Genomic DNA, 26,376 nt, shown 5'->3' with positions numbered 1-26,376 from the left:
TTATGCCGATCGAGCCGTCTTTTTGATATGGTTTTCATTACCATAATAGACGCGGTTCACCGCGATTTGTTTCGTATAAAAATAACATCATGTATAATGGATGTTGGGATGAATAACCATTCTTACGAACATTGGGGGTTTCGCAAATGAATCCAGTGAAACTGGTCGTTGATCAAAAAGCGAATCTTGGCGAAGGTCCGAGCTGGGACGATCGCCATCAAGTCCTGTATTGGGCCGATATCAACGGTCAAAAGCTGCATACTTACAACCCGGCCACAAACGAAAATTCAACCGTCGACGTTGGGCAACGGATCGGCGCGGTGGCACCTCGCAGGTCGGGTGGCGTTGTGATGGCGCTGCAAAACGGTTTTTATACGTATGATTTTGCGAGCCAAGAACTGACCTTTATCGGCGATCCGGAAGCGGACAAGCCTCGCAACCGGTTTAATGACGGCAAATGCGATGCGGCCGGACGCTTCTGGGCAGGTACGATGTCGCTTGACGAATCGGAGCCTTCCGGTGCGCTGTATTGTCTGGACACCGATCTCACGATCCGCAAAGTGCTGGACAACATCACCGTTTCGAACGGCATCGCATGGAATGCGGACAACACGGTTATGTATTATATCGACTCTAGCACGAAATTAGTTAAAGCGTATGATTATGACTTATCCACCGGCTCGATGAGCAACCCGCGGGTCGTCGTTGATTTGACCGACACCGAGGTGTATCCTGACGGGATGACCTCGGATGAAGAAGGCATGATCTGGGTCGCCTTGTGGGACGGATACAGCGTGAAACGCTGGAATCCCGAGACCGGAGAGCTGCTCGCAACGGTCGACGTGCCTGCCGCCCGCTCTTCTTCCTGCGTATTCGGCGGTGCAGACTTAGAAGATCTGTATATTACTTCGGCAAGAGTCGGAATTTCGGAAGAAAAGCTGGCCGAACAGCCGCTTGCGGGTGGGTTGTTCTCCGTAAAAACAAACGTCAGAGGCGTCCCGACCTACGCGTTTGGCGGATAAACGATTATGCATGGTACTCCTTTCCAGAGGAGTATGTCTTGACGCGAAACCAAATGGTTTCGTATAATCAATTGCGAAACCATTTGGTTTCGAATCAGAGATAGCATCTAACGAACTTCTGTTGAAATAGACAGTTCCAAGGTCAAATCCGACATCAACCGGATTCTTTGGCGAGATTGGTGCAAAATATTACACCATAGAGAAGTTCAATTAACGATGCGAATATTTCATAGGAGGCAAGAATAAGATGGACAAAAACACGAATAATACTGCCGGCAACGCACTGCCGGACATCCGCCAAACCCAAATGCTGAACGCGCCGATCGCAAAAGTGTGGGAAGCGGTCTCCTCGTCCGAGGGCATTGCGGCATGGTTCATGCCGAACAATTTTCAGCCGATTCTCGGCCATGAGTTCGTATTGCACGCAGGTCCGTTCGGCGATTCCCCTTGCAAAGTAACGGAGCTTGATCCCCCGAACCGCCTTGCTTTTCGTTGGGGCAAAGATTGGACGCTCGCGTTCGAATTAAAGGAAGTGGACGGTAAAACGGAATTTACGCTTATCCACTCCGGCTGGGATGCGGACAAGGTTACGGAATTCGGTCAACCGCACGAGATGGTGCGTGGCCATATGAACGAAGGCTGGTCAGGCATCGGACAAAAGCTCGCTCAATATATCGAGGCTTAAAATGGATGCTGCCGCTCCGAAGTACGACGTATTTCAAGCGATTGCAGATCCTACGCGCCGCAGCCTGCTAAGCCTGCTCGTCGATCAGGAAATGCCCGTAACCGTCATCAGCGGCCATTTCCCGATGAGCCGGACCGCCGTTTCCAAACATTTGCGCATATTATCCGACGCTGGACTCGTGAAGGAAAGAAAGGTCGGCAGAGAAACGCGGTACCGTCTGGAGCCTGAACCGCTTCTTGAGCTAAAGCGCTGGCTTGCCTTTTACGAACGGTATTGGGAGAATAAAATGGTTGCGCTGCAGCGTTATGTGGAAGGCGACGGCTCTGAACCTGCCGCCGGCCAGACGAAGCTGGAGGTCGTTGAATAGGGTTGGTTTGAGCTGGGCTTAGGGCTGGGCTGAACTTGGCTGAACTTGGCTGAACTGGAGCTGCGGTTTGGCCCCGGCCGCACCCTGCGGCACGATGAAGGAGGCCATTCGATGAAGCGATTTTATTTGAACTATACGTCGATATTCGTTATATTCGCGGCCGTGATGGCATTGTACGTGTTTCGCGGCAATTATTTTGCGGTTGATCCGCAATATGCCGGTACGATCATCGACCCGCATACATACATGACCCCCGGACAAATCAACAATGCGCAGACGTTAGCCCGCATCGGATCCTGGTTGTTTTTCCTGATGCCGTTTATACAAATCGGCGCGTTGATCGCCTTATTCGGCTTCTCTTCGCGGCTTCGCAATCGGGTGGAAAGCTGGTTTTCCGGCTCGTTCTGGAGATTGCCGGTTTACTGGTTCTTGTTCTTTCTGCTCACAGAGGCACTCATGCTGCCGCTGAATTACGCTCTTCTCCAGATTGACCGGCATTACGGCGTATCCAACGAATCTACTGCCTTATGGCTCACGGATCAGCTTAAGAGCTTCGGCATCGGCTGGTTATCCGGATGGATCATGTTGGCGGTTATGCTCTGGCTCGTACGCAAAAGCCCGCGCCGCGCTTGGCTGTCCATCTGGCTCATCTCCATCCCGTTCACCCTCTTCCTCACTTTTATCCAACCTGTTGTGCTGGACCCGCTGTTCAATGATTACGTTCCGCTGCAAGACGAAGCTCTCAAAAAAGATATCCTTGAATTGGCCGACAAGGCCGGGGTACCTGCCGATCAAGTGTACCAGGTCAATATGTCGGAACGGACGAATGCATTAAACGCATACGTTAGCGGTATCGGCAGCAATGCGCGAATCGTCCTTTGGGATACGACGCTTCGAGCGTTGCAGAAGGACGAAATTCTCACAGTCATGGCGCACGAAATCGGCCACTATGCGGAAAAGCATATTTATTGGGGCATCGCATTCGGCATAGTCATCAGCTTTGGAGTCATTTGGGGTTCGTTTCATTTGTATCGGTACGGAATCCGACGCTGGGGGCCGAAATTCGGATTTCGCGGTATGAGCGATTTTGCGGCTTTGCCGCTGCTGCTCGTCATCGTCACTTGTGCCGGCTTCGTCACAACGCCAATACAGAATGCTTTTTCACGAATTCTCGAGCACCGGGCCGACGTCTATGCAATGAACATGACGAACGACGGCGACGCTGCGATTCGCGGCTTTCAGAAAATCGCCAAAGAGAGCCTCGCTGCCGTTACGCAGCCGAAGCTTGTCTATTGGTTTCTTGGTTCGCATCCGACAATCGTTGAGCGGATGGCGTTCTTCCGGCAATATCAGCGGCGGTGATACGTCATCGGAAGCTGCTTCACCCCGAAAATAAAGGAGCTGCTCAGTCTCTCGAGCGGTAAATTGCGATCGCGCCGGATATGCCGGAACTTCTCCAGCAGTACGCCGAGCGCGATTTTCGCTTCAAGACGGGCAAGCGGGGCTCCCAGACAAAAATGGATGCCGTGGCCAAAAGCGACATGCGGGTTCGGGCTGCGAGTCATATCGAACAACTCCGGGTTGTCGAACTGGTCGCCGTCGTGGTTGGCCGACCCAAGCCATACGTTAACCCACTGTCCAGCCGTCATTTGATGTCCGTTATAAACGACGTCTTTCTTCACCTTGCGCGGCATCGACTGTACGGGCGAGCAATAACGCAGCACTTCTTCGATCATATGCGGCAATTGTGCCGGATCATCTGCGAGCCGGGCATATAGCTCCGGCGACTGCTCTAGACATAGAAGGGAAGAAGAAAGCAAATTGGTCGTCGTCTCATTCCCCGCGACTAGCAGCAAAATACAAAATCCGATCAACTCGACATCATTCAATTTTTCGCCTTCTGCTTGTGCTTGAACCAAAGCGCTGATCAGATCGTCCTTCGGTTCGCGGCGCCGCTCCTCTGCGATCGCGCCGAAATAATCGGTCATTTCCCGTTGGCACCATTTGAATTTCTCGTAATCGTCCCCGACAAGGGCATCCGACCAAGCTTTGAACCGATCCCGATGTTCCGCAGGCACGCCGAGCATTTCCGCAATGACGATGATCGGCAGCGGAATAGAGAACTGATGGACGAAGTCCAATCGTCCCTCCTCTTCGCTCCCCTCCAGCAACGATTCGGCGATTGCGCGGATTTTTGGACCTATTGCTTCGATGGTTCGCGGCGTAAAAGCTTGCATAACAATCGATCGCATTTGTTTATGCTTCGGCGGGTCGATTCGCAAAATACTTGCCTCGATCGGTTCCTCGGATGTCGGATTCGAATTAAACTGCGAAGAGAAATGCTCGTGGTCGCTCATAATTTTTTTTACGTCTTCGTATTTAAACACATCCCACGAGTTATATTCCGCGTTGAATGCCATCGGATGCTCCTCGCGCATTTTTTTATACCACGATAACGGCAACAGTTCACTTGAGATTAACCAATCCATTTGAAACACCGCCTTATTTATTGTACTGACCAGTCAGTTCAATATTATCGGAATGGAAATCAATTGTCAATAAGTAACTTCTTAATAAATGAGCTCTATTCAATCGCCTAAGCATTGTACAGCTATGTATGGGCGCAGTTCTGGGTACATTAATACCGGAGGTGATCATCATGGCAGGCAGAAACAATAAACCCGATAACGATGGGCCGGCAGCTTCTCCTTCCCGTCTCGATCAGTTCGGCGCCAAGGAATCGGAATCGGCAGGTCATCGGCCGAAGAAAAACGCGGGTCGCGATCGCTGCTAAAGACGAGCTAACCGTGAATAGCATCTTATCATTGTAATTGGTCGCAAAGAAAAGCGTGAAGCTTACGCCTTTCTTTGCCTACATAACCGCTCGTTGAAGACAGAATAAACCTACGGAAGACTGGAAATAACAAGGAAGATCGATTTCAAATACCGATAAAGGAGCCAGCCGCATGTCTAATATTAAATTAGCGATTGTTTATTACAGCAGCACGGGTACGAATTACAAATTGGCTCAAATGGCTGAAACGGCAGCTAAAGCGGCAGGCGCCGAAGTGAAGGTGCTCAAGGTACAAGAGCTTGCGCCGGAATCGGTCATCGCTTCCAATCCCGCCTGGAAAGCGCATGTCGATGCTACGCAGAACGTACCCGTCGTGACGACGGGCGATATCGAATGGGCGGATGCCATCCTGTTCAGCACGCCAACCCGGTTCGGCAATGTCGCTTCGCAAATGAAGCAGTTCCTGGACACGACCGGCGGCATCTGGTTTCATGGCAAAACGGTCAACAAAGTCGTCAGCGCGATGACTTCAGCGCAAAATTCGCATGGCGGCCAGGAAGCAACCGTACTGTCCCTCTATACGAGCATGTACCATTGGGGGGCAATCGTCGTAGCTCCGGGCTATACGGATCAATCCATTTACGCTGCAGGCGGTAATCCTTACGGGACAAGCGTTTCCGTCGATCAGGACGGCAATATGAAAGAAGATGTGCAAGGAGCGGTCGCCCATCAGACGAAACGGCTCATTACCGTTGCGGAATGGGTAAAAAAAGGAATGCAAGCTTAAGCAACATCGCGATGAGGCCTTTGCCGCGAAAACGCGACGAAGGCCTATTGCACGAATAATATATTTGACGGTAAAGGGCAGGGTTGAGAAATGAACCGAAAAAACTGTGACGTTTCCCCCGTTAAGGAGCAGCTGAAGCAACATTTAAGCCATATTGCCGACCAAGTTCAAGACAGTTTAAGCGTGATCGACAACGAAAACCAATGTTTGTTAAGCCATTTTGACAATATTCACGCTATGTTCAAAAAAGTCCAATCCATCGCGGCTTCGTTTTATTTGCAATGCTACCTCAGCTCTTTTACATCCAAGTATTTGGACTTGTCCGTAACCGTCCAGCACCTTGCCGAACGCAGGCACGGCGCGCTAATCATCATTCAAAGGAACGATCATCTTGAGTCTTATATTCATTCCGGCATTTCGCTCGAAGCGACATTAACTTATTCGCTCTTGGAGTCTATCTTCTATCCCGGCAATCCGCTTCATGACGGTGCCGTCTTGATCCAATCCGATCGGATCGTTTCGGCGGCCAACGTCCTGCCCGTGTCCAACGCCGAAGTGGAGGATAAGAAGATCGGGATGCGGCACCGGGCGGCGATTGGCCTCACGGAACAAACGGATGCCCTCGTGCTGGTCGTCTCGGAGGAAACCGGGCAAGCGTCGTTTGCGTATAAAGGCGCGCTCCACCCGATTAACGGTGTGGATCCGAACGATTCGCCCATCATCGACTCAGAGCCGCTGCACGGCGGCACGATCGATCTGAGTCTTTTGAATTAAGCTTATGTACAAAAACGGAGCTTCGCCAAATAGCGAGCTCCGTTTCTTATTAGACATCGATTCGATTAGGATTGGGCAGGATCTGCCTTTTGCACCGGGGCTTGATATTGGAATATCGGAACCATGATCAATGCGCCGATTACAAACAATACCGCGGCTGCCTGATACATCGCGACGAGCGAGAACTGCGACATGAGCCAACCCGACACGCTCATCGTGACAACCATTGATCCCATGAACAGCGGGTTAAGCAGGCCGTTTACGCGTCCGACGAACCGTTCTTCGGTATTTTTCAAGATCATCGTGTTGATGCCGATTTGAATGCACGGCAACACCAATCCGCTGAAAAATTGAGCGACTAGCGTCAGCCAAACCGCTGTGGAAAATCCGGAGATGCTCATCGTCACAACGTCAACGGCCATGCCGAAGGCAAGCAGCTTCTGCGGCGCAACCTTCTTCGCGAAGCCCATCGCGAGACCGCCTCCGACGATCATGGCAATACCGCTTGTCATCATGAGCCATTGGAAGTCCTCCTTCGGCAAGCCAAGACGGTCCGTGACCAGAAAAATGCCGAGCGGCTGAATCAGCCCTAGGCCAAGACCGGCAGCGGCGAAACAACCGCCAAGCGTCGAGAGCAATTTGCTCGACCGGACGTACCGGTACCCTTCGGCGAGTTCTCCCCAGAAGGATGCTCCTTCTTTCCTATCCGTTTCCACGCGATCTTTCGGCAGCAGCAGCAGAACCGCGGCGGATAACAGAAACGCGATGCCCGAGATGGCGATCGAATAATCGATGCCGTATCTTTGGAATACGAACGTTCCGATAACCGGACCAAGAATCATAAATACCGCGAACAAGGTTTGATAAATCGACATTCCCGCCTGGATCAAATGCTCGGGCACGTGAAGCTTAAACAGCTTCATCCCGGACGGCTGCGAGAACTGCGACAAAATCGCCGACACAAGCGTGGCGAAAAATACCGCTTTCCATGAGCCGAACACGAGCGTAAATAACACGGCGAACATCGATACGGCACTTAACACGTCGCACCAGACCATCGTCCGTTTCGGACGCCAGCGGTCGGCGAACGTTCCGCCGATAAACGAAAATATAAAGATCGGCGCGAATTCGGCGAACGAGATCATCGAAACGGCGAACGAATCGCCTTTCGTTTGCTCCATGACGAATAACAAAATGCCGTAATTGCGCACCCAGATGCCGATTTGCAGCAGCAGTCCGGACATCAAGATCGTCTGAACGAACTTGTTGCCGAACAAACCGGACATGCTCGAAGACTTTGCAGACATGATTTCTTTCTCTCCCTTTTTCTAACAATCTATATACAAGAATACATGTTCTCGTCTCTGGATGCAACCCTTATATTTAGTTATAGTCAAAGTTTATTGCTTATAACCGTTCGATCACGTTTCTCGCGATCCATACGCCGGCCGCGCCCGCTTGCGCAAGTCCGCGCGTGATTCCCGCTCCGTCGCCGCCGCAGAACAAACCGGAAATTTCCGACTCGAACGATTCCGTCAGCTTCGGACGAGCCGAATAGAATTTCGCCTCGACTCCGTAGAACAGCGTATGCTCGGACGCAATGCCGGGCGTCACTTTCTCCAGCGCCTCCACCATTTCGATCAGGCTTTTCATCGTATTGTACGGAAGCACGAGACCAAGGTCGCCTGGCACGGCTTCCTTTAACGTCGGCTCCAGAAATCCTTCCTTCACCCTGTCGACGGTCGAACGCCGTCCGCGGATAATATCGCCGTATTTCTGCACGATAACGCCGCCGTTCGATAAATCATTCGCCCGCTTGCAAATTTCCCGCGCATATTCGTTCGGCTTGTCAAACGGCTCCGTAAATTTGTGCGATACGAGCAAAGCAAAGTTCGTGTTGCGTGACCCGAGCGCCGGGTCCTTATACGAGTGGCCGTTCGCGGCCATAACGCCGCTATGATTTTCGACGACGACGTGACCCGATGGATTGCTGCAGAACGTCCGAACTCTCGTACCGACCGACGTATTGAAAATAAACTTGCCTTCGTACAAGTGCTCGTTTATTTCCCGCATGACTACATCCGACGTTTCCACGCGCACGCCGATGTCCACTTGGTTGTTGTACATTTTCAGCCGGCGCTTCTTCAGAATGTCCGTCAGCCATGCCGAACCGTCGCGTCCCGGAGCGATCATGACATGGTCGCTTTCGAATACGGCGCCGCTTTTCAGCACGATGCCTTTCACGACGTGACGGCCTTCCGTTTTCTCCGTTATGATGTCCTCGACTTCCGTTTTGAACGACATATCGATTTTGTCCGTCAGGTATTCATAAATCGATTGCAAAATTTCAAGGTTTTGCTCCGTCCCCAGATGGCGGACTTGAGCCCGCAGCAGCTTTAATCCCGCGGCATACCCGCGCCGTTCGATATCGCGGATCGCCTCGGTCGTCGGATCGGTAATGTTCTGCGTCGCCCCATGCTTCAAGTTGATGTCGTCGACATAATGAATCAGCTCCAGCACTTTGGAAGGCGCGAGATATTCCGTCATCCAACCTCCGAATTCGGTCGTAATGTTGAATTTGCCGTCGCTGTAAGCCCCGGCCCCGCCGAACCCGCTCGTGATCGAACAGGCCGGCAAGCAGCCGGCGAAATCCTTTTTGCCTGCCGGCGGTGGACATAGCTTGATTTTTCCCTCCAGAATCGGACAATTCCGTTTATAAATATCGTGCCCCTTGTCGATGAGCAGCACTTTCGCTTGCGGTCGTTTCAAAGTCATTTCATAACAAGCGAAAATTCCAGCCGGGCCTGCGCCTACTACAATCAGATCGTATTTGCTCATTTTCGAGATCATCCTCCACATTATCCTTGGTCATTGTTGACAGATTCGCTCGCCGTTTTGCGCTGCCGATAACCCGGAAAGCAAAAAACCCCAGCTTCCGACGGGTGCAGCGATGCAGCCCGTTCGTAGCCAGGAATTTCGGTTCCTTGTAGAGACCCCCAAACCGATCACATTGAGGATATACGAACAGTGTAACGTATTCGATTGGTTCAATCCTTCTCCATATTACACGGAGCATGTTGGACTGTCAATCGGCAATGTTCGGATTTTCAATGTTATTTTTATAAGGTTATTAAGAACTCATTGAGACAACCCGCAAAAACCCTTCTGTTTTAGCGACTCGAAAACACGAACGTTCGGAAAATAGACTTCAATCCATCTACGCTCGCAGCATGTTTTTCGGATGATTCACACCATCAATCCGATATTTCTTCTCCCACGCCGACATTTCTTTGTGCTCCAGGAACACAGGCGGGATCCGCTCGAATTCCCAGCGCTCGGAAGCGGCCGTACGCATCGCGGTTACGCGCCGAACGACATCTTCATCCACGACGATATACGCCATGTCGTCTTCGCCTGCAAGGACCAAAGGAACCGTTCGCTCGTACTTTTTAAGCGCTCCGCTCCCATCCCGATATTCCAGAACGGCGGAAATTTCCCTCAGCCCGCCAGGCACGGCGCCCAGCGTGAACATTTCGATAACGATATCTTTGTCCAGAAGCGGAGCCTCCAGCCGGATCGTTCCGTCCCGATCTTCCGGATAACCGTTTAAGTTAAGCACCCGCAGGACGCCCTCGGGCAAATGAATCGAAACTTGAACGAAATCGGCCATCTCCGGCATCGAATCGACGAACCGCAGCCACAAATGATTCAGCCCCTCCTCGTTTTCCATCGCGCTTTTGGCTAATTTCAACTCGATCATCGTATTTTCTCCTCTTTGATCAATTTCGAAACCGTTTGGATCACCTTTTCTTGCAGCTCCGCCGATATGCGCGGACTCAGCGTGATGAACACATCCTCGCTCACCTGATGCGTTTCGTTACGCAAAAACACTTGATTTTGCACCATCGATAACTTATTGCCGATCCGGATAATTTCCTCCATCGGCAAGTCTTTCAGCATGTCCTGGATCGATGCCAGCGTCTCGCCCGTTTTCGACAGCGTCATGACAGCGCGGTAATAATGCAGATGCTCATCCGTGTATACCCGTTTATTGCCGACCGTCACAAGCGGCGGAACGATGCCGATTTGCGAATAATATCGCACGGTCCGCACATTCATCTCAGGATCGTCATGCTGCAGAAGCTCTGTTACTTGCTGAGCCGTGTACGTATTCAAAACGCTTCATCTCCTTTACAGTAAAATGACTATATGACAGCATACTGTACCATTTACAGTTTACTGTTATTATATGCATCATCCGCTCCGAAATCAACCTGCCCGGTTAAAATGATCATGCGCCGGCGTCGGGTATCGCGGTTATGAACGATCGTCTTTTCGTCCATACTAAAGGATGGAGAATCATACCAGAAGGAGGCATTCGCATGCGCAACATCGACAATCCGAGCGACATCCGTCCGCTGGACGATCTGCTGCACATTCATTACGATCGCAGCTGGTTTACGCAGATGGAAAGTCGAATGGCCAAAAACGGGCCATGGGATGACTGGACGTTGTACCAGCTCGCTTATGAAGCCGAGCAATCGAAGCTGGTGCACCGCTTCGACGACCTGCAATGCCTGAGTCATATTCCGCAGCTTACGCCGCTGCCCCACCAAATCGATACCGCCAAAAAAGTATTGTTCGAAATGCGCGGTAGAGCCATTCTGGCCGATGAAGTCGGGTTAGGCAAAACGATCGAAGCGGGACTGATCCTGAAAGAATATTTGGTTCGCGGCCTCATCCGCAAAATATTGATTCTTGTTCCGGCTTCCCTTGTCTTGCAATGGGTTCGGGAGCTGAATCAGAAATTCGGCATATCCGCCGTCGCGCAGAAAAAGGAATATATGTGGCAATACGACGTCGTCGTCGCCTCTATGGATACGGCCAAACGCGATCCCCATCGGGAAACGCTGCTGAACATGGAATACGACATGCTCATCGTCGATGAAGCGCATAAGCTGAAGAACAAAAAAACGACGAACTATCAATTCATCAACATCTTGAAAAAAAAATACTGTCTCCTGCTCACCGCGACTCCGGTGCAAAACGACTTGAGCGAGCTGTACAACCTCATTACGCTGCTCAAGCCGGGACAGCTCGGCGGGCAAGGCAGCTTCGCCGCCAATTTTGTCGTGGACAAACGAATTCCGAAAAACGAGTCCCAGCTGCAGGAGGAATTAGCCAAGGTCATGATCCGCAACAGGCGCGGCGAAGGGGATATCCGCTTCACGAAACGTATCGTGAAGAACATTCCGCTTACGCTATCGGATGAGGAACTAGGCTTATACGAAGGCGTTACGGACTTTGTCAGACAGCGCTACAATGAAGCCGCGGGAGATCTGAACAATATTTTGTCGCTTGTCACGCTGCAGCGTGAAGTTTGCTCCAGCCGGGATGCCGTTTTCTTGACGCTTGTCAATCTGTTCAAAAAAACAAGCGAGGATTCCCCCATTCGTTCGAAAATTTGGGCGCTCGTCGAAAAAATCCGCCCGATCAAGGCGAATACGAAAGCGGAAAAAACGATGGAGCTCATCCGTTCCATCGGGGGCAAGGTGATTGTCTTCACCGAATATCGCGCAACGCAGGAATATTTGCTGCAATATTTCAAGGAGCACAAGTTGATCGCCGTTCCGTACCGGGGCGGCATGAATCGCGGCAAAAAAGATTGGATGATGGATTTATTCCGTAATCGCGCCCAGGTGATGGTCGCGACCGAAGCCGGCGGCGAAGGCATCAACCTCCAATTTTGCCACAACATCATCAACTTTGACCTGCCGTGGAACCCGATGCGCGTTGAGCAAAGAATCGGGCGGGTTCATCGTCTCGGCCAAACCGAGGACGTTCAGATTTACAATTTGTCGACGAAAGGCACGATCGAAGAGCATATTCTCAATCTGCTGCATGAAAAAATCAATATGTTCGAGATGGTGATCGGGCGGCTCGACGTCATTTTGGAACGATTCGAAAAATCGGGATCGCTCGAAAAAAATATATACAAAATTATGCTGGAATCGAAAAATGACGCCGACATTCGCAATCGGCTAGATCATCTGGGCACCTCATTAGCTTCGATCAAAGACGAGGTCGAGCACGAAACCGATGATCCGGACATGGCGATCGGCACCATTCTGGATGCGGTAGGACAATCAGTCGAGGTGAGGCCATGAACGGAAAACAAGTACAAAAATACGTGCTTCGCTATTTGGAAGCGACGGATTGTCACATTATCGAGAAGCAGCCTTCTTTCGTGACCGTTAAGCTATCTCCGCAGGCGGACCGCGCATTGACGAACCGATCCTATTACTGGAGTTTTGTCGAGCGTACCGGCGTTCCCCCGGAAACGATGACCTTCAAGTTTATATTCGACCGGGCCGAAATGACCGCATCGAGCCAAGCCGCAACCAAGCCCCCCGGTCCGAGGGCGGCAAGTCCGGCAAGTCCCGGCGGACCAACCTCCGCTGCTGCCGGCTCCCAAACTACGGATGGCGCGCAGGACAGCATCCTCGGCCGTTATTTCGGCGTTACACCGGCAGCTCCGGCCTATGCCGGCCGCATTCCGCAGGACGATGTCACATACGGCAGCAGCAGGCTGGAGCAAATTTTTCAAGCCGCCAAGGCCGGAGGCAGCTTCGTGATGCTGTTCGAGGAACCGAAGTCGCTGCAGCGTGGAGATAAGCAATCGTACCCTTACGGCACATGGCTCGGCATCAATTACAAAGTGGAATTTCAATGCGACATGAAACGCGACGAAATGCATTCCCTGGCGATATCACTTGTTACCGGCGACATCGTCGAACAGTTTCACGACCGCATTCTGATGAAAAAAATGACGCCGCGCCTTCCGGTGAACGTTTATGTCACCCGCACGTTATTAACACTTCCGCGTGCGATGGCGAAGCTGGAAGCCCATTTGGAGAAGAAGCTGGCCGCATATGACCGAACATGGGCTCGAGAAGCCCAAGAAAGATTGAACGACGAGCTTCATCGTATCGATGCATACTACACCGAGCTTATCCAATCGTCGGAAGAAGGCAAAAAAGCGGAGGTCGAGGAACAATTCAACAATCGGAAAGCCGAGATCGAATGGCAATACAAGCCAAGAATCGCCGTTTCCGCCGCAGGGTGCGGAATTTTTCATTTATGTCCCGATCCGTTCGCGGGCAACTGACGAAACTCGCTAAAAGACCGCAAAATAACAAGCAAATATTTACCCTGCGCGACGACATGGAATTACAACCTTTTTCTAGTCTATTCGCTACAATGAGTTCAGAGATTGATAGATATACCCCGAGACCATTAAAAAAAAAGCAGGTGTGCCATGTACAAAATAATCGTCGGCTTTATCGCCATTCTCTTCGTTGTATCGGGCGTCGGTTCTCATACAATCGGAGCGACAAAGGCAATTGGGATGACGTCCGTCGCAAAAACAGAAACAAACTCCCCCTCTCCTTCTTCTACTCAGGCTGAAGAAACAAGCGACGGCAAACGCCATGATTTCATTGATCAATGGATTCAGGAACTGGCCAAACAGTCGGAATTCGCGGGTTGGAAGGAAGCGAAATGGGATGAGTATCCGCTTGGTCCCGGTACGCACGGATGGGTCGTCATCATAAGCAAAAACGATCAAGAAATCGGTTATTTGATTGTGAGCGCAACGCCTCAAGGCGAGCTGCAATTAACCGAATACGGAACAGGCGCAAGTCCGATTTTTAGTCTCAAAACGCTGTATCAAGGCATGGTACAGCAAGAACTCATCTCCGATCATGTATCTTTTGATTCGTTCATGAAGCGTAAGGACATTCGTCTGGAGCGAATATACATTCATGCGCTTATGGCTTTTTGGAAAGTATCCATAGGCACGGAAGACCCGTTTATTCTACATGCCAAAACGGTCGAACTTCTCCCCGTACACGTACAGCAAATTCCGCAAGCGATTTCAAGCTTCGTTTGGTCTGCAAATCCAGTTACAACCCCGTTGCCGGTTCAGCAATCACGCAGCCTTCCTTCGTTCGATCCGCTTGAACGCTTCGTATGGTTGTCGCAAAAACCTGTCTCCGTTACGAAGGCGGAACAGCTTCTTACGGCGATCGATAAAAGGAAAAAAATTACGTTTACAGCCGAGATGTTCGATAACACCGTATTGTTTCCGTTGCCTATCATCGGTTATACAATCCGGCAAGGCTGCGATCCTTATATCGCGGCCGACGAAGACGGAATTCGGTACATTCCTTTTCGCCAGCTCCAAGGCATCGGCAAATTTTATTATTAAAGCAAGAACACCCCCTAAGAAGTCGGGGGTGTTTCGTTATTTTTATTGCGGCGCCCGTTTAACCAAATCTGTACGCCGAAGGGCACGACACCGAACCAGCGGACCATCCAATGCTCCTTAACGACTACGGGCCGCTCCTGGCGCTCCGGTTTTGGCGTATCGATATACGTAACGACACGTTGCGTAATATATTTGACCAACTCATCGCTTTTTGCCATTAATCGATCCCTCCCCCTCATAGTTTGCCCCCATCCCCGTAGATTAAACGTCCGCCAGACGCATGATTACCGCCGAAATTTGACATTATAATACGTAGACTGCATTAGGGGGAGGACATATGAAACGTTTCGCTATCGCCATCATCGTCATGCTGCTAGCGGGCTCTTATTGGGTCCATGGCGCCGAAGCCAAAATCGCTGCGGCAACCGATTTTGACCCGCTCCTGCACACCGAAATCATCATCGATGCCGGGCATGGAGGAATAGACGGCGGGGCGCATTATGGTACTTTGCTGGAGAAAACGATCAATCTCGACGTCTCCAAAAAATTGTATGAACTGCTCAAAAGCCGAAAATACAATGTCGTTTTGAACAGGGACGGCGACTATGCTTTGAGCGATGAAAACCGCTGGCTGAAGTCCAAATCAAGACATACCCGAGATTTGGCCCACCGAAAGCAGCTTTCGGTGGAGATTCCTTCACAGGTACTTATCAGCCTGCACGTGAACTGGGCCAAAGACAAGACCGAGCGAGGGCCGCTTGTTTTTTACCAGCGGCACGATCTAAGCTACATACTCGCTCACCAGATTCAAGAAACGTTGAATGTGATGCAAGGGACATCGACTCAGCCAAGGTCCGGTAAAAAATATTATTTACTAAGGTATGCCGAATGTCCCGCCGTCATCGTGGAGATGGGTTTCCTGAGCAACTACAAGGACCGGGCGATGCTGACCGATCCGAGCAAACAAGACGAAATTGCACGGGCCGTCGCCTCCGGCGTCCAGAACTATTTGTTAATGCTGAAGCAATGATGGCAGCTGCGAAGCTTTCACGAGCTTCGCTTCTTTCTGCAGCGCGGGAATCGATTCGCGGATGATCGCCGCTGTTTTTTTGCCCGCGGGCCCGACATGTCCAATCGCTACATAATAAGGGTGCTTGCCAAGGTTGCTCTGCAGCAGCCGCATTTGCTTGGATATATGCGCCGTCGTGTATACATCGTCAAAGAACAGCCGGTTTTCAATGACGGGTACGCCGAGCTCGCGGGCAATGGACGATACGACGGATTTATGAGTTGTTTTGCTGTCCAAAAACATCAGTCCGCGTTCCTTGCACACCGATAAAACAACTCGCATGATCCGCTGATCTACCGTAATCTTGGAGCCCATATGATTGTTCATGCCGACTGCATGAGGCACTTGATCAATCGCTTCGTTTACTCGTTTACGGATTTCTTCGTCCGATAAATCCGACGTGATGGCGCCCGGCCCGAGCCAGCTTCGCTTTCCTCTTACCGGCTCCATCGGCATATGGACGAAGATGTCGTGCCCTTTGCTGAATGCGAGCTCCGCGTCCTTCTTCGTGGAGGGAAGGAACGGCATGATAGCTGCCGTAATCGGAACAGGCATATTCAACATCTCCTCCGTGCCGACCATATTGTTGCCGAAGTCGTCAATGACAATCGCGAGCGGCTTTAGCTGTGAACTTGAATCGGCCGCTTTCCCGGAATCGCGGCTTGTCCCGCGACCGACATCCTGCTTCACCACCGTCGCGTGCGACTGTGGCGTTAAACCTAACAAAGCCAATAGCACCATGATCATCGTTAAGGAATAGCCGATTTTTCTCATTCTTTTCGCGCTCCTCCTCGTTTGGACAGGATGGAAATGTAATGAATTTTCCAGCCCTTCGTCACACTGTCATTTTTCAAATGAAATTCGTACGTTACAACGTCTTCGCCCGATCCTTCGCGAAATACCTTAACTCTTACGGGCAGCTGCAGTTCCGTCTGTTCCTCTGTAATCGTGATTTTCGGATCTTTATCGATCTTGCGAACGGAGGTGATTGTCATCATGTTGTCGGCAAAATAATCCGATTGACCGGCATGCGGCGACGCTCCGTCGAACAATGCCCGGATCCATTGCTTTTCATGATGCTGCAAAGCAATCAGGAACATGTCGACGATTTCTTGGGGTGTCGCCTCAGCAAGCTTCTCATCGAATAAGCCCGCAGCTTTATGGAGCATTAGCTGATGCGTGAAATCGACCTTCCCTGATCGGTGGGTCGTGCTGTCTTGGAAATGAATGCAGAAATGTCCGGAAAAATTGTTGTCCGGAATTCCATCTCCCCCATGCGGCATGCCGTGCATCGAAGCTGCCAGTGTATAACCGTCTTTCCTGACAAGTACGGCCTTACGATTCCAGCTCCACTTGCCTTCATATATTTGCTTCATCAATACCGTATCCGCTTTGGTTACCGGCTGCACATCGGCATGGCTGCTCCCTGCCCGCCGCTGAACCCGAAACTCAATGCCGGTTTCCAGATCGAGCACCGTAAAATACGACTTTCGCGGCAAGATGTTTCGGGCATCCTTCCAAGACACTTTGGCGCCATAATGCGCACTTCGAAGCGCTTCGAACAAAATGGAGAACCAGCCTTCCAGCCTCGGGCTCAATGCTACCGTATCGCCCTGCAGCGTATCGACCAGCATTGCGTTTTTGCGATCGTAAGCCCATGTCCGTTTAATGCCTTTCATTTCAGCGGTTACGTAGCTGTCGGAGGTGAAATACGGTTTCTTTAAGCCCGTGCTCGGAAGCTTGCGCAGCTCCTTGGCTACCTTCGCCGAATCGACGTCCAGCGTCGTGCGCAGCTTGGCGTCGGGCGATACCGCCACTTCAAGGCGGATCAAATGACGATCGTCATGAGCTGCCGCGGCATCCTCTTCCGCCGGTATATCATGATTGTTTATTGCGGCCGCTTCAACCGTTCCAGGGCATAACAGTTGATAAATAATGAGCATCCATGCAATGCAAACGGCAATTCGCTTCATGGCTGTACCTCCGCGCTTTATGCGAGCTACTTACATTTTTCGATTCCGGCCTTTGAAATATGTAGTCCGAGACAAACCAAAAACGACCATCGCATCACAAAACCCCCATTCCGCATTTTGCATAACAGGGGTAAGCTCGTTTGATATCGCTCCTATCACTATTCGCTCTGGTTTTTTTTCCAAGGGGGTGCCCCTTTCCGATTCAACATCCGGTTGATTCTGTATATCGCATACGGAACGATTCCGGCCGACAACGCCCATAGCCATATGTTCCACCCCATATTACGGCTCGCTCTCTCCTTTCACCGTTTCGGTCAGAGTACCCGATCCCATAATTTCCGCATTAACCTTCACCTTGATTTCGCTTTTGGCGAATTCGTTTTTTCCGCCGTCCCAATCGCTGCGTATTCGCTTCCAAAGCTTATACCGCTTTCTTTTTAGCTCTTTGTTGAACCCGAGCACATCGGACCGCATCACATTCTGAGCTTTGTTCAACGTATGCTTGATGATTTTGGCCAATTCGCGTTCCGCGCCGCGCTTTACATCGTCAATCGTTTTTCGATTGGAAAAATCGAACATCCCGTCAACCTCTCTAATACTTCCATTTGTTCGTACGAAAATCGTAAACTTCATATGTCCCTCGCCTGCTTCGTCGATATGGATCGTTCGGCTCGTTTTATTAACCTCGTATACCACATGCCCACCTTCCATCGATATATCGACAAGCCCGTTCCGGTATTTTCCTTTCATCAAATTCAATATTTCGATATCCTTTTCTTGCAGTAATCCGGCGAACCGATACGTCTTTCCGTTGTATACCGCAGCTTTGTCGATCTTGACATCGTTTCCGGTTTTTTCGGCGAACGGCAGCGCGATCGAATTGCCCGCCAGCAGCTCTTCGCGGATTTCTCCCAACCGGTAATAATCCTCGTTCAGCATTTTTGATGTCATCAAATAATTGTTTAATTCCGAACGCAAATAAAGCACCGGCAGCTTGTCCGTTTTCGGCTGAATGTCGAGAATGGACCTCGCTTCTCCTTTGGCGACGATCACTTTGATGCTTTGGCGTATTTCTTGGCTGCGAATAAAATAATCGATCAGCTTCGGCAGCTCTTCGGCCATGCTTTGCGACAGTACGATCATTTGAAGCTGCTGCATATACGGCGTACGGCTCGTCTTCGTCCCGACCCTCCGAATCGCCTCTACGATCGTCGCTCCTTCCGCCGTTACGTTCGTATACGCGGTCGGCTCCGCCTGCTTGCCTTCGGCACCTGACGCTCCCCCGCCCCCTCCTTTCGAATCTTTCATGCCCGCGGGAATGACGATTTGAAGCGTCGCCTTATACTTGCTTTTGTCCGGCTTGTCGAGCGCAACGCCAACGACGAACCCGCGGTTTTCAATTTCAACGCGATCCCAGCAGCCGGTCGCAAACAGCAATGAAGAAGCAATCAAGAGTGTGCCGAGCCGTCTCATTGCCGTTTCACCCCGCTCCTCTTGAACTTCGCCAGCAACAAATACAGAACCGGCAGTACGGCAAAAAACAATGCGCCATAACCCGCAAGCCGAAAGATCCTCTCAAGCTGCACATTATTTTTCGGCAGCATCGAGACAATAAAAATAACCGGGGCAAGCCAGCAAACCCAAACGATTTTTTTCGATTTCGGAAATACCCACCCCAAGTTGATCAGCATGCAGTCGAAATAAATCGTTGTCGTATTGAAAATCGTCATGATCCAAACCGTAAAAAAGAGCGATTCGAACCTCTCAAAAAAACCGCCGGGAATTTCCACCGTTTTCGCCAGCTCCATCGTCGGAAACGTCATCGTGGCAACCCCTTCCCTTGAAAATACGGCAACGTCAAAGAAATATACAACGAGCGACAGCACAAACGGGATTGATATTCCTGCCGCTAGCGCACGGGACATTTTCCGAGGTTCGTTCATGAGGTGGGAATAAAACAGCATTACGTTAAAGCCAATGAACGGAATAAACGAAACTTGCATGCCTTGCAAAATGCCCTGCCAGCTCGTCACGAATATCGGCTCTATATTGTCCATTTCCAATTTTCCGATATCGAGCGCAAATACGACCACCAACATCGAAAGGATCGGCAGGAAAAACAAAGTATTCAGCCGGATGAGCCCGCTTCGCGACCCGGAAACCGCATAGACGACAACGAGCAGAAACAAAAGTGTAATCACTTCAATCGGCGTTTGGTTAAACATGAGCATTTTGGTGATCGTGGCGATTGCGCGGATCTCGAAAGCAACGACCATAGCATAAATCGGCACGGCTAATAGACAAATCATATAGGTGACCGGCTTTGAGATCAGCTTCCCGCTATATTCAAAAAAGTTCATATTCGGGTAATATGCTGTTATTTTTCCTAGCATCCACCCCAAGGCTAAGGCCAAACAACCGTTCAGCGTAATGGAAATAAGGCCGTCTAGCGATTCCGTCGCCTTGGCCAACATTCTTGGGAAAACAAGCGGACCGATACTCGTCATAACCGATGCGGCCATAAGGACAACTTCTTTGTAACCGATCTGCTGATCGGCATATGGGAAAGCTTTCATTCTGTATCACCCGTTTTGTCGATTCGCTGTTTGTCTTCCGGCAGCAGCATATTCGGTCGTTGCTCCATCATGGTGGATGGAGCAAGGAAGAAGCTATCCTTCAAATCTTCGGAAAATACCGGCGTAATCGGAGCAAGATAAGGCATTCCGAACGTCCGCATGTTGACCAGATGAACGCAGATTGCAATAAATGCCAAAATAATGCCGTACAGTCCAAGGAAAGAAGCCATCAGCATAACGATGAACCGCAAGATTCGCAGCGATATGGCAAAGCTATAAGAAGGCAAAGAAAAGGAAGAAATCGCCGTAATCGCCACGACGATCACCATGATCGGACCGACAACGCCGGCGGCTACGGCCGCTTCGCCGATGACTAGCCCTCCGACGATGCCGACTGTCTGGCCGATCGGTTTCGGCAGCCGCAAGCCCGCCTCGCGCAATATTTCCATCGTCAGCTCCATGATGAACGCTTCGACCACGGCGGGAAAAGGCACTCCTTCTCGGTTGCCGGCGATAGAAAAGGCGAGATTTGTCGGGATCATGCCTTGATGATATTCAACCAACGCAATATAAATGGCCGGCAGAAACAAGGAGATAAATGCCGCGAAATACCGCAGCAGCCGGATGAGGGAGCCGATCAAAAATCGTTCGTTGTAGTCCTCCGGGCTTTGGAATACCGCCGTGAAACCGGCGGGGGCGACCAGAACGAACGGCGTGCCGTCAATCAAGACCGCTACTCTGCCCTGGATGAGCGCCGCGGATACTTTGTCCGGCCGTTCCGTGTGCTGCACTTGCGGGAACGGAGACAAGAAGCTGTCTTGAATCCATTGCTCGATCATGCCCGACTCGGGGACGTCGTCGACATCGATCGAATGCAGGCGCCGTCTCACTTCAAAAACCAATCCTGGGTTTACAATGCCTTCAACGTAGCTGAGGACAATGTCGGTATGCGAACGACGTCCGATCTTGAACGACTCGAATCGCAAATTCGGGTCGCTGATCCTGCGGCGAATGAGCGACGTATTGACGCGGTAATTTTCCGTGAACCCTTCACGCGAACCGCGAACCAACGCTTCCGTATCCGGCTCCTCCACCCCGCGCCCCGGCCAGCTTCTGCTGCCGATCATGAGCGTGCGCAATACGCCGTGCACGAATAAGGCTGTATCGCCGAACAAGATGGAGCTGACGATTTCGTCGAATCTGTCCGATTCCGAAACGGAAGTAGTGGAGATAAATCCTGTTTTTAACCGGTTAAAAACTTGTTCACAAGCGCCTGCCCCCGCATTGCCCGCAAACAGCTGGATATTTTGAATGATGTTATCGCTGATCATCGCTTTGTCGGCCAGGCCGTCGATAAACATGACCGTGCATAGCGGTCCGTCCTCGCCAACCGTAAATTGCCTTGTGACCAAATCCGTCGGATGCATCAACTTTTGCTGAATAGCCTCTATCGTTTCTTCCGCACTGGAAAAGGTAGGAGAGTCCGAATTTTGCTGTGCCGCATCGGCTGCTTTCCAAGTACCGTTGACACCGTTTCGGGTTGAAAAGGAACCGTTCCGATTTGCAACATTCGGGCTCCCATACGTACCCGCAGCGGCTTGGGTCCGATCTTTGCCTGATCGAAATAATTTACGAAGAAACAGATCCAACAACAGTGAGCACCCCCAAATCAACGGACGTTTATCTGGGTAGTATATCCAAAGGAGGAAAAACCATGTATAGGATATCGAAAAACAAAAAAGGCTCCAGCTCTTGCGCTGAAACCTCAGATGTTGGTGCGGTCGAGAGGACTCGAACCTCCACTTGCGAAGCAGAATTACACCACTAGAACCATAGCTCCGCTCGTATTTTTTATGTATGATCATCAGAGTTTCCCTATAACGAACAAAGGATCCAGCTCATGTGCTGAATCCTTTGATACTGGTGCGGTCGAGAGGACTCGAACCTCCACGGCTGTTACACCACTAGAACCTGAATCTAGCGCGTCTGCCAATTCCGCCACGACCGCATTTTGTTTTGTCGACGTTTTTTCATGTCAACGAAATATAATTTATCATGGATCACTATCGCTTGTCAATAAAATTTTAATATTTTTTATGAACCTTCAAGCGCCTTATATTGCACTCGGATCTGCTCCAGCAATTTTTCATTGTTCAAGTAATAATGCTTCCCCATCGTATTATTCGTAAACCCAAGCTTGAGAGCCTCCCCTTCATAAAGCGAAACGGAATATAAAAAACCGGCCCTGCCTTCTTGATTCGGATCAGGAACGAATTCCATCGACTTGATAAGCTCTATCCATTGCCGAACCTTATCTTTGTCGGATAAAATCCGAAGTTCCCCTGTCTCGCCGCTTCGGATTTTGACGAGCGTGACATTCGTGGTATCGCCTGGATAAAAGTTTTGAAGCTGCTTCGTCGATAGATCAGGAATTGTTTCTTCCTTGGCACATCCGGTTCCAATGGCTAAAATGACTCCGATCAGCATCGATAGCATCACAATTTTTCGCATACAATCCCTCACTCTTATTATTGGAAAATACTGTCCTCCAACTAACGAATGATTCACCCATAATGTTGCAGACAAGAAACAGGCTGCAGCTAGAAGCCACAGCCCTGCCTATGCACGGTTCTATAAACGAGTCTTAACCGCCCTCGTCGCGATAAAAGAAGGAATATAAGCATCAAGCGGTCTGCTGCCGCCATACGTATCCTCATAAAATCCCGCGATGACAAAACCGGCGTCGATCTGCCCCTGGATCTGATCCTCTAAAGAATGCCCAAACTCCAGAGCTCTTCCGTTTTCCATGTGAAGCCGCAGCTGATTCTCGCCGAGGCTCGTCAAATCGGAATAAGGAATCGCATATTTCACGTCAAGAATGCCGCGATCCTCCTGTTCAGGGTCAAATATATACAGCAACGGATTCACGAAACCTGCAATCATCGTTCCACCGGGTTTCAGTACCCGGCATGCTTCCTGCCATGCATGAGCTCGGCACCGGCTTAATCGGAGTCAGGACGATGCTCCAATTGCCTTCTCTTGCTTGTTCGATCGTTTCCCGGCTAACCGGCTTCGTCCACTCGTTGCCCGCTTCCACCTGCTCATTCCAGACATCAATTATATTTTACTGAAGGGCATAAAGAAAAACGACCACCGCAAGAACAATCGAGCTCATCCAAAACGTGACCGCGGGAAAAGCGCCCCTGCTTCGTTTTTGCAGAACAATGGCATTCCATGCAAACGATATTAATTCCAAGACCAATACGCTTATTGCGGCACCGGCGTATCCGAATCCCGGTATTGCGGTCAAATAATAAGAAGCGGTGGCCGAACCGGTAAGGCCCAGAAGCAAACCGGCCAATGGTGCCCTTTTTTGATCGGATGCCCATAATATCGTCGTCGTGATTTCCCGCATGCCGGCAATCAGCGGAGCGAAAGACATATAACGGATGGCTTCGGCCGCCCCGATACTGCCAAATATGAGAATGGATAGTTCATCCGCGTGAAATAAGAGCACCAACATGGAGCCGATACCCCAGAATAAACCGATTTTTAATGATAAATTAGAACGTTCTGCAAAATCCCTATTCTTTTTATTTTGCCAATCCGCCGCTAATTTCGAGGCAATCGTATACGATAATGCAGCAGTAAGAATCGTAGGCATATATACAATAGTCGAAGCCATTCCGGAAATTTCTCCGAAAACCGCGATAGCCTTCGATTGACTAAGACCGGACGCCTGAAGACGGCTAGGGATGATTAAAGCATCCAGAAAATCCGATGCGGGGACAATCAGACGCGTTAATGCAATGGAAAAGGAGGATTTCATAAACAAAAATATTCCAGGCCCAAGGATTAGCCAGCGAATAGAATTAGCGTGAGTTCCTTTGTCGATGGCAAGCACGAAATTTTTGCTATAGCGCAAAATCCATAAAAACCATAATGCGGTACAAGCGCCTGTAAAAGCACCGAAAACAGCCCCGCCTGCAGCAGCATGAATGCCGTATTTCATCCATACTACGACCAGCAAAAGCATTGTGCCGGCACGAACCGTTTGTTCAATAAGTTCGGAAGCCGATACATATCCGTACAATTCGATGCCTTGCAAAAAACCTCGATATAACTGCAGCAGAGGGACGATAAGAAGCGCGGGCGTAAGACAGCGGATGGGGAAAGTCAAACTGCGATCTCCGAGAACATGCGCAATTTGGGGCGCTAACGCGTAAAAAAGTACTGCGGATATAGCCCCCAAAATGAAGAATGGCATAACCGAACCTTTTAAAAATTGCCATCCCCGCCTTCTGTCTTTGGCGGTCATTAGCGCAAGTGAGGTCGGGAAACCGCCGGAGATGAGCGTAAGCGCAAAGCCATAGATGGAATATACAATTTGATAGATACCTGTTCCTTCCGAACCGAGCAGCCGGAACAAAGGAATACGAACAACGAGGCCGATCGCTTTAACTAGAAAAATAGCGCCGGTACGCAGCGCCGTTTGTTTAATAAAGGCGGGAAGGTTCATATTTTCACCTCAAATAACCTTGTCCTAATGATTATATGAACAAAGTATTTGAGGTAGACTTCCCGTTTCTTTTAATCGTTGATATGAAATAAGAGATACTTCGTGTTTTTGTCCCAGCCAAGGTCAAACGGTACGCGATACCGATCTGCGGTATGGGAATTGACCAAAGGATACCCATTCGCATCCTGCCCTACGACGATTGAGAAATGGTCGGTATCTCCATCCAGCATATAACCGATCACATCGCCTGGCAGTAATTTTGCGATCGCGCCATCAGGATGCTTTTCGCTTGACCGGGTAATTTCCGCAAAAGTTCCTTTTGCAATTAAGCGCCCGTATCCGGAGTAACGCAAGAAACGTTCGAATGCATCCGTTTGTACCCATGCACGGCTTCCACTTCTCCATATGCTCGTCATCCGCAACCCGCCCCCTTCCTTAGCATCGCCAAGGACCTGGGACGTAAAATTCGTACAGTCTCCGCCAAGTGGCGTATAGTCCCTATACTTGCGGTTATAGCGATTATTATTCCCGGCTCCCCAGGCCAGACCTGCATACATATTGGCATAAGCTACCGCACGCTCCCGATTGTATCTTCCTTTCCCTTGTATCGTGTATTTAGCGGCGGAAGGATGAGGAAAGGTTGCTGGGGAATCCGGTATTAAATCCAGGTTCTCCTCAAGTGGATCCAAATACCATTCCTTCTTTACGACCCACCTGTCGCTATCCTTTTTTAAGGTAAGGGCATGTCTCGTGCCGAGTCCAAACGATTGAGGGGGCAGAGACATCATTTTGTAGTCATACGATATTTTCGTAGATTGGACCAAGGATACCCTGGCAAGGTTCCCTTCTTTTTTGAGACGGGTGATGCGAATGTTGGGTTCGGCCGCAACAAGACGTATTCCGCGTTTCTCCGCCCATAAATTGATGTATTTTGAACGTTTTACTTCCATTTGATAAGCGTAACGGCTTCCGCTGTCAGTCAGGGTGTAATGCTTCTCAATGGATTCCTCAAGTCTATGAACAAGGAAGTTGTTGCGATCCTTGAACAATTGGGACAAGTAAGCAATGATTTCGTCTTGGTCATGATCTTGCTTCAAAGAAAATGAGTAAGCATTCACTGGCGTTAATCCGATGATGAACGACATTCCGACTAATAGCAATAAGCGCAACATTGCCGCAAAAATCCCCCTTGATCAATATCCCATACATAGCCAAAGCATTAATTTTATTGGTCAACTTCCGCATATTATATCCACAACAACAAAACCTATGCGGTTGGTAAAAATGAACAAAAATATCAATCAGGTACTAGATTTCCGGATTGAAGAGGAACAAAGGGTCCAGCTCATGTGCTGAATCCTTTGATATTGGTGCGGTCGAGAGGACTCGAACCTCCACTTGCGAAGCAGAATTACACCACTAGAACCAGTAACTCGCCTTTTCGCTTTATAAACGAACAAAGGATCCAGCTCATGTGCTGAATCCTTTGATGCTGGTGCGGTCGAGAGGACTCGAACCTCCACTTGCGAAGCAGAATTACA

The 26,376-nt window shown here is 50.2% G+C and carries 25 protein-coding genes, 1 tRNA gene, 1 pseudogene and 1 riboswitch; of the genes and pseudogenes, 11 read left to right on the top strand and 16 right to left on the bottom strand.

Annotated elements, in window-relative coordinates:
* Positions 1–146 precede the first annotated feature (146 nt).
* The 4 genes from AC0LWM_RS11785 to AC0LWM_RS11770 all read left to right on the top strand — a co-directional run bounded on the left by AC0LWM_RS11785 (position 147) and on the right by AC0LWM_RS11770 (position 3,436).
* Positions 147–1,022 carry an SMP-30/gluconolactonase/LRE family protein gene (locus AC0LWM_RS11785; RefSeq protein ID WP_474675138.1) on the top strand — a complete coding sequence of 292 codons (876 nt, stop codon included), beginning with the start codon at positions 147–149 and terminating at the stop codon, positions 1,020–1,022.
* A 247-nt stretch (positions 1,023–1,269) separates the two neighbouring features.
* Complete coding sequence (locus tag AC0LWM_RS11780; RefSeq protein WP_474675137.1) at positions 1,270–1,707, top strand: SRPBCC family protein; 438 nt, start codon at positions 1,270–1,272, stop codon at positions 1,705–1,707.
* Between the two features lies 1 nt (position 1,708).
* The gene (locus AC0LWM_RS11775) at positions 1,709–2,074 is read left to right on the top strand and encodes an ArsR/SmtB family transcription factor (RefSeq protein ID WP_474675136.1); all 366 of its coding nucleotides are present in this window, start codon (positions 1,709–1,711) and stop codon (positions 2,072–2,074) included.
* Between the two features lie 111 nt (positions 2,075–2,185).
* Entirely contained in the window at positions 2,186–3,436 is a 1,251-nt protein-coding gene (locus AC0LWM_RS11770) for a M48 family metallopeptidase (protein WP_474675135.1), read from the top strand.
* On the opposite strand, the gene AC0LWM_RS11765 is transcribed toward AC0LWM_RS11770, so the two are convergent.
* The gene (locus tag AC0LWM_RS11765) at positions 3,424–4,563 is read right to left on the bottom strand and encodes a cytochrome P450 (protein ID WP_474675134.1); all 1,140 of its coding nucleotides are present in this window, start codon (positions 4,561–4,563) and stop codon (positions 3,424–3,426) included. The two genes, AC0LWM_RS11770 and AC0LWM_RS11765, sit on opposite strands and share 13 nt — an antisense overlap.
* Positions 4,564–4,733: 170 nt before the next feature.
* On the opposite strand from AC0LWM_RS11765, the gene AC0LWM_RS11760 reads away from it, so the two are divergent.
* The 3 genes from AC0LWM_RS11760 (at position 4,734) to cdaS (ending at position 6,429) form a co-directional block, all read left to right on the top strand.
* Positions 4,734–4,868, top strand: coding sequence for a hypothetical protein (locus AC0LWM_RS11760; RefSeq protein ID WP_474675133.1), 135 nt, complete (start codon positions 4,734–4,736; stop codon positions 4,866–4,868).
* Positions 4,869–5,040: 172 nt separating this feature from the next.
* Positions 5,041–5,655 carry an NAD(P)H:quinone oxidoreductase type IV gene (wrbA, locus tag AC0LWM_RS11755; protein ID WP_474675132.1) on the top strand — a complete coding sequence of 205 codons (615 nt, stop codon included), beginning with the start codon at positions 5,041–5,043 and terminating at the stop codon, positions 5,653–5,655.
* A gap of 90 nt (positions 5,656–5,745) precedes the next feature.
* Positions 5,746–6,429 (top strand): sporulation-specific diadenylate cyclase CdaS, encoded by a 684-nt coding sequence (gene cdaS / locus AC0LWM_RS11750; RefSeq protein ID WP_474675131.1) that lies wholly within the window; start codon positions 5,746–5,748, stop codon positions 6,427–6,429.
* Positions 6,430–6,494: 65 nt separating this feature from the next.
* On the opposite strand, the gene AC0LWM_RS11745 is transcribed toward cdaS, so the two are convergent.
* The 4 genes from AC0LWM_RS11745 to AC0LWM_RS11730 form a co-directional block, all read right to left on the bottom strand.
* Complete coding sequence (locus tag AC0LWM_RS11745; protein ID WP_474675130.1) at positions 6,495–7,736, bottom strand: MFS transporter; 1,242 nt, start codon at positions 7,734–7,736, stop codon at positions 6,495–6,497.
* 100 nt (positions 7,737–7,836) lie between these two features.
* Positions 7,837–9,267: an NAD(P)/FAD-dependent oxidoreductase gene (locus AC0LWM_RS11740; protein ID WP_474675129.1), complete on the bottom strand. Its 1,431-nt coding sequence runs from the start codon at positions 9,265–9,267 to the stop codon at positions 7,837–7,839.
* Between the two features lie 106 nt (positions 9,268–9,373).
* Positions 9,374–9,473: riboswitch (purine riboswitch) on the bottom strand.
* Between the two features lie 173 nt (positions 9,474–9,646).
* Positions 9,647–10,189 (bottom strand): hypothetical protein, encoded by a 543-nt coding sequence (locus tag AC0LWM_RS11735; protein ID WP_474675128.1) that lies wholly within the window; start codon positions 10,187–10,189, stop codon positions 9,647–9,649.
* Complete coding sequence (locus AC0LWM_RS11730) at positions 10,186–10,605, bottom strand: MerR family transcriptional regulator (RefSeq protein WP_474675127.1); 420 nt, start codon at positions 10,603–10,605, stop codon at positions 10,186–10,188. The genes AC0LWM_RS11735 and AC0LWM_RS11730 overlap by 4 nt, the downstream gene beginning before the upstream one ends.
* 206 nt (positions 10,606–10,811) lie before the next feature.
* Here AC0LWM_RS11730 and AC0LWM_RS11725 point away from each other — a divergent pair, with 206 nt between their 5' ends.
* The 3 genes from AC0LWM_RS11725 (at position 10,812) to AC0LWM_RS11715 (ending at position 14,698) form a co-directional block, all read left to right on the top strand.
* On the top strand, positions 10,812–12,596 hold the full coding sequence (locus tag AC0LWM_RS11725) for a DEAD/DEAH box helicase (protein WP_474675126.1): 1,785 nt from the start codon (positions 10,812–10,814) through the stop codon (positions 12,594–12,596).
* Positions 12,593–13,597, top strand: coding sequence for a YqhG family protein (locus AC0LWM_RS11720; RefSeq protein WP_474675125.1), 1,005 nt, complete (start codon positions 12,593–12,595; stop codon positions 13,595–13,597). The genes AC0LWM_RS11725 and AC0LWM_RS11720 overlap by 4 nt, the downstream gene beginning before the upstream one ends.
* Positions 13,598–13,747: 150 nt before the next feature.
* A complete protein-coding gene (locus AC0LWM_RS11715; protein WP_474675124.1) occupies positions 13,748–14,698 on the top strand; it encodes a hypothetical protein in 951 nt (316 codons plus the stop codon).
* A 14-nt stretch (positions 14,699–14,712) separates the two neighbouring features.
* Here the strand turns inward: AC0LWM_RS11715 and AC0LWM_RS11710 are convergent, their stop codons facing one another.
* On the bottom strand, positions 14,713–14,916 hold the full coding sequence (locus AC0LWM_RS11710; RefSeq protein ID WP_474675123.1) for a YqzE family protein: 204 nt from the start codon (positions 14,914–14,916) through the stop codon (positions 14,713–14,715).
* Positions 14,917–15,035: 119 nt separating this feature from the next.
* Between AC0LWM_RS11710 and AC0LWM_RS11705 the strand changes: the two genes are divergently transcribed.
* Positions 15,036–15,728 carry an N-acetylmuramoyl-L-alanine amidase family protein gene (locus AC0LWM_RS11705; protein WP_474675122.1) on the top strand — a complete coding sequence of 231 codons (693 nt, stop codon included), beginning with the start codon at positions 15,036–15,038 and terminating at the stop codon, positions 15,726–15,728.
* Here AC0LWM_RS11705 and AC0LWM_RS11700 read toward each other — a convergent pair.
* The 10 genes and pseudogenes from AC0LWM_RS11700 to AC0LWM_RS11655 all read right to left on the bottom strand — a co-directional run bounded on the left by AC0LWM_RS11700 (position 15,711) and on the right by AC0LWM_RS11655 (position 26,007).
* Positions 15,711–16,541: a divergent polysaccharide deacetylase family protein gene (locus AC0LWM_RS11700; protein WP_474675121.1), complete on the bottom strand. Its 831-nt coding sequence runs from the start codon at positions 16,539–16,541 to the stop codon at positions 15,711–15,713. The two genes, AC0LWM_RS11705 and AC0LWM_RS11700, sit on opposite strands and share 18 nt — an antisense overlap.
* Positions 16,538–17,740: a hypothetical protein gene (locus AC0LWM_RS11695; protein ID WP_474675120.1), complete on the bottom strand. Its 1,203-nt coding sequence runs from the start codon at positions 17,738–17,740 to the stop codon at positions 16,538–16,540. The genes AC0LWM_RS11700 and AC0LWM_RS11695 overlap by 4 nt, the downstream gene beginning before the upstream one ends.
* 282 nt (positions 17,741–18,022) lie before the next feature.
* Positions 18,023–19,213 (bottom strand): Ger(x)C family spore germination protein, encoded by a 1,191-nt coding sequence (locus tag AC0LWM_RS11690; protein ID WP_474675119.1) that lies wholly within the window; start codon positions 19,211–19,213, stop codon positions 18,023–18,025.
* Positions 19,210–20,316 carry a GerAB/ArcD/ProY family transporter gene (locus AC0LWM_RS11685; RefSeq protein ID WP_474675118.1) on the bottom strand — a complete coding sequence of 369 codons (1,107 nt, stop codon included), beginning with the start codon at positions 20,314–20,316 and terminating at the stop codon, positions 19,210–19,212. The genes AC0LWM_RS11690 and AC0LWM_RS11685 overlap by 4 nt, the downstream gene beginning before the upstream one ends.
* Positions 20,313–21,968 (bottom strand): spore germination protein, encoded by a 1,656-nt coding sequence (locus tag AC0LWM_RS11680; protein ID WP_474675117.1) that lies wholly within the window; start codon positions 21,966–21,968, stop codon positions 20,313–20,315. Before AC0LWM_RS11680 ends, AC0LWM_RS11685 begins: the two co-directional genes overlap by 4 nt.
* A 269-nt stretch (positions 21,969–22,237) precedes the next feature.
* A tRNA-Leu gene (locus AC0LWM_RS11675) sits at positions 22,238–22,324 on the bottom strand.
* An 86-nt stretch (positions 22,325–22,410) separates the two neighbouring features.
* A complete protein-coding gene (locus AC0LWM_RS11670; RefSeq protein ID WP_474675116.1) occupies positions 22,411–22,827 on the bottom strand; it encodes a hypothetical protein in 417 nt (138 codons plus the stop codon).
* A gap of 120 nt (positions 22,828–22,947) precedes the next feature.
* A pseudogene (locus AC0LWM_RS11665) lies at positions 22,948–23,437 on the bottom strand (methyltransferase).
* A 3-nt stretch (positions 23,438–23,440) separates the two neighbouring features.
* Positions 23,441–24,835 (bottom strand): oligosaccharide flippase family protein, encoded by a 1,395-nt coding sequence (locus tag AC0LWM_RS11660; RefSeq protein WP_474675115.1) that lies wholly within the window; start codon positions 24,833–24,835, stop codon positions 23,441–23,443.
* A gap of 71 nt (positions 24,836–24,906) precedes the next feature.
* Positions 24,907–26,007 carry an amidase domain-containing protein gene (locus AC0LWM_RS11655; RefSeq protein WP_474675114.1) on the bottom strand — a complete coding sequence of 367 codons (1,101 nt, stop codon included), beginning with the start codon at positions 26,005–26,007 and terminating at the stop codon, positions 24,907–24,909.
* Positions 26,008–26,376: the final 369 nt, after the last annotated feature.

Source organism: Paenibacillus sp. sgz302148, assembly GCF_056120465.1.
The sequence above is the reverse complement of the archived record's forward strand: the minus strand, read 5'-3'. Positions and strand labels throughout refer to the sequence as shown.

Coding starts and splice junctions, on each gene's coding strand:
- AC0LWM_RS11785 (WP_474675138.1), top strand. CDS start 147: ATGAATCCAGTGAAACTGGTCGTTGATCAAAAAGCGAATCTTGGCGAA.
- AC0LWM_RS11780 (WP_474675137.1), top strand. CDS start 1,270: ATGGACAAAAACACGAATAATACTGCCGGCAACGCACTGCCGGACATC.
- AC0LWM_RS11775 (WP_474675136.1), top strand. CDS start 1,709: ATGGATGCTGCCGCTCCGAAGTACGACGTATTTCAAGCGATTGCAGAT.
- AC0LWM_RS11770 (WP_474675135.1), top strand. CDS start 2,186: ATGAAGCGATTTTATTTGAACTATACGTCGATATTCGTTATATTCGCG.
- AC0LWM_RS11765 (WP_474675134.1), bottom strand. CDS start 4,563: ATGGATTGGTTAATCTCAAGTGAACTGTTGCCGTTATCGTGGTATAAA.
- AC0LWM_RS11760 (WP_474675133.1), top strand. CDS start 4,734: ATGGCAGGCAGAAACAATAAACCCGATAACGATGGGCCGGCAGCTTCT.
- wrbA (WP_474675132.1), top strand. CDS start 5,041: ATGTCTAATATTAAATTAGCGATTGTTTATTACAGCAGCACGGGTACG.
- cdaS (WP_474675131.1), top strand. CDS start 5,746: ATGAACCGAAAAAACTGTGACGTTTCCCCCGTTAAGGAGCAGCTGAAG.
- AC0LWM_RS11745 (WP_474675130.1), bottom strand. CDS start 7,736: ATGTCTGCAAAGTCTTCGAGCATGTCCGGTTTGTTCGGCAACAAGTTC.
- AC0LWM_RS11740 (WP_474675129.1), bottom strand. CDS start 9,267: ATGAGCAAATACGATCTGATTGTAGTAGGCGCAGGCCCGGCTGGAATT.
- AC0LWM_RS11735 (WP_474675128.1), bottom strand. CDS start 10,189: ATGATCGAGTTGAAATTAGCCAAAAGCGCGATGGAAAACGAGGAGGGG.
- AC0LWM_RS11725 (WP_474675126.1), top strand. CDS start 10,812: ATGCGCAACATCGACAATCCGAGCGACATCCGTCCGCTGGACGATCTG.
- AC0LWM_RS11720 (WP_474675125.1), top strand. CDS start 12,593: ATGAACGGAAAACAAGTACAAAAATACGTGCTTCGCTATTTGGAAGCG.
- AC0LWM_RS11715 (WP_474675124.1), top strand. CDS start 13,748: ATGTACAAAATAATCGTCGGCTTTATCGCCATTCTCTTCGTTGTATCG.
- AC0LWM_RS11710 (WP_474675123.1), bottom strand. CDS start 14,916: ATGGCAAAAAGCGATGAGTTGGTCAAATATATTACGCAACGTGTCGTT.
- AC0LWM_RS11705 (WP_474675122.1), top strand. CDS start 15,036: ATGAAACGTTTCGCTATCGCCATCATCGTCATGCTGCTAGCGGGCTCT.
- AC0LWM_RS11700 (WP_474675121.1), bottom strand. CDS start 16,541: ATGAGAAAAATCGGCTATTCCTTAACGATGATCATGGTGCTATTGGCT.
- AC0LWM_RS11695 (WP_474675120.1), bottom strand. CDS start 17,740: ATGAAGCGAATTGCCGTTTGCATTGCATGGATGCTCATTATTTATCAA.
- AC0LWM_RS11690 (WP_474675119.1), bottom strand. CDS start 19,213: ATGAGACGGCTCGGCACACTCTTGATTGCTTCTTCATTGCTGTTTGCG.
- AC0LWM_RS11685 (WP_474675118.1), bottom strand. CDS start 20,316: ATGAAAGCTTTCCCATATGCCGATCAGCAGATCGGTTACAAAGAAGTT.
- AC0LWM_RS11670 (WP_474675116.1), bottom strand. CDS start 22,827: ATGCGAAAAATTGTGATGCTATCGATGCTGATCGGAGTCATTTTAGCC.
- AC0LWM_RS11660 (WP_474675115.1), bottom strand. CDS start 24,835: ATGAACCTTCCCGCCTTTATTAAACAAACGGCGCTGCGTACCGGCGCT.
- AC0LWM_RS11655 (WP_474675114.1), bottom strand. CDS start 26,007: ATGTTGCGCTTATTGCTATTAGTCGGAATGTCGTTCATCATCGGATTA.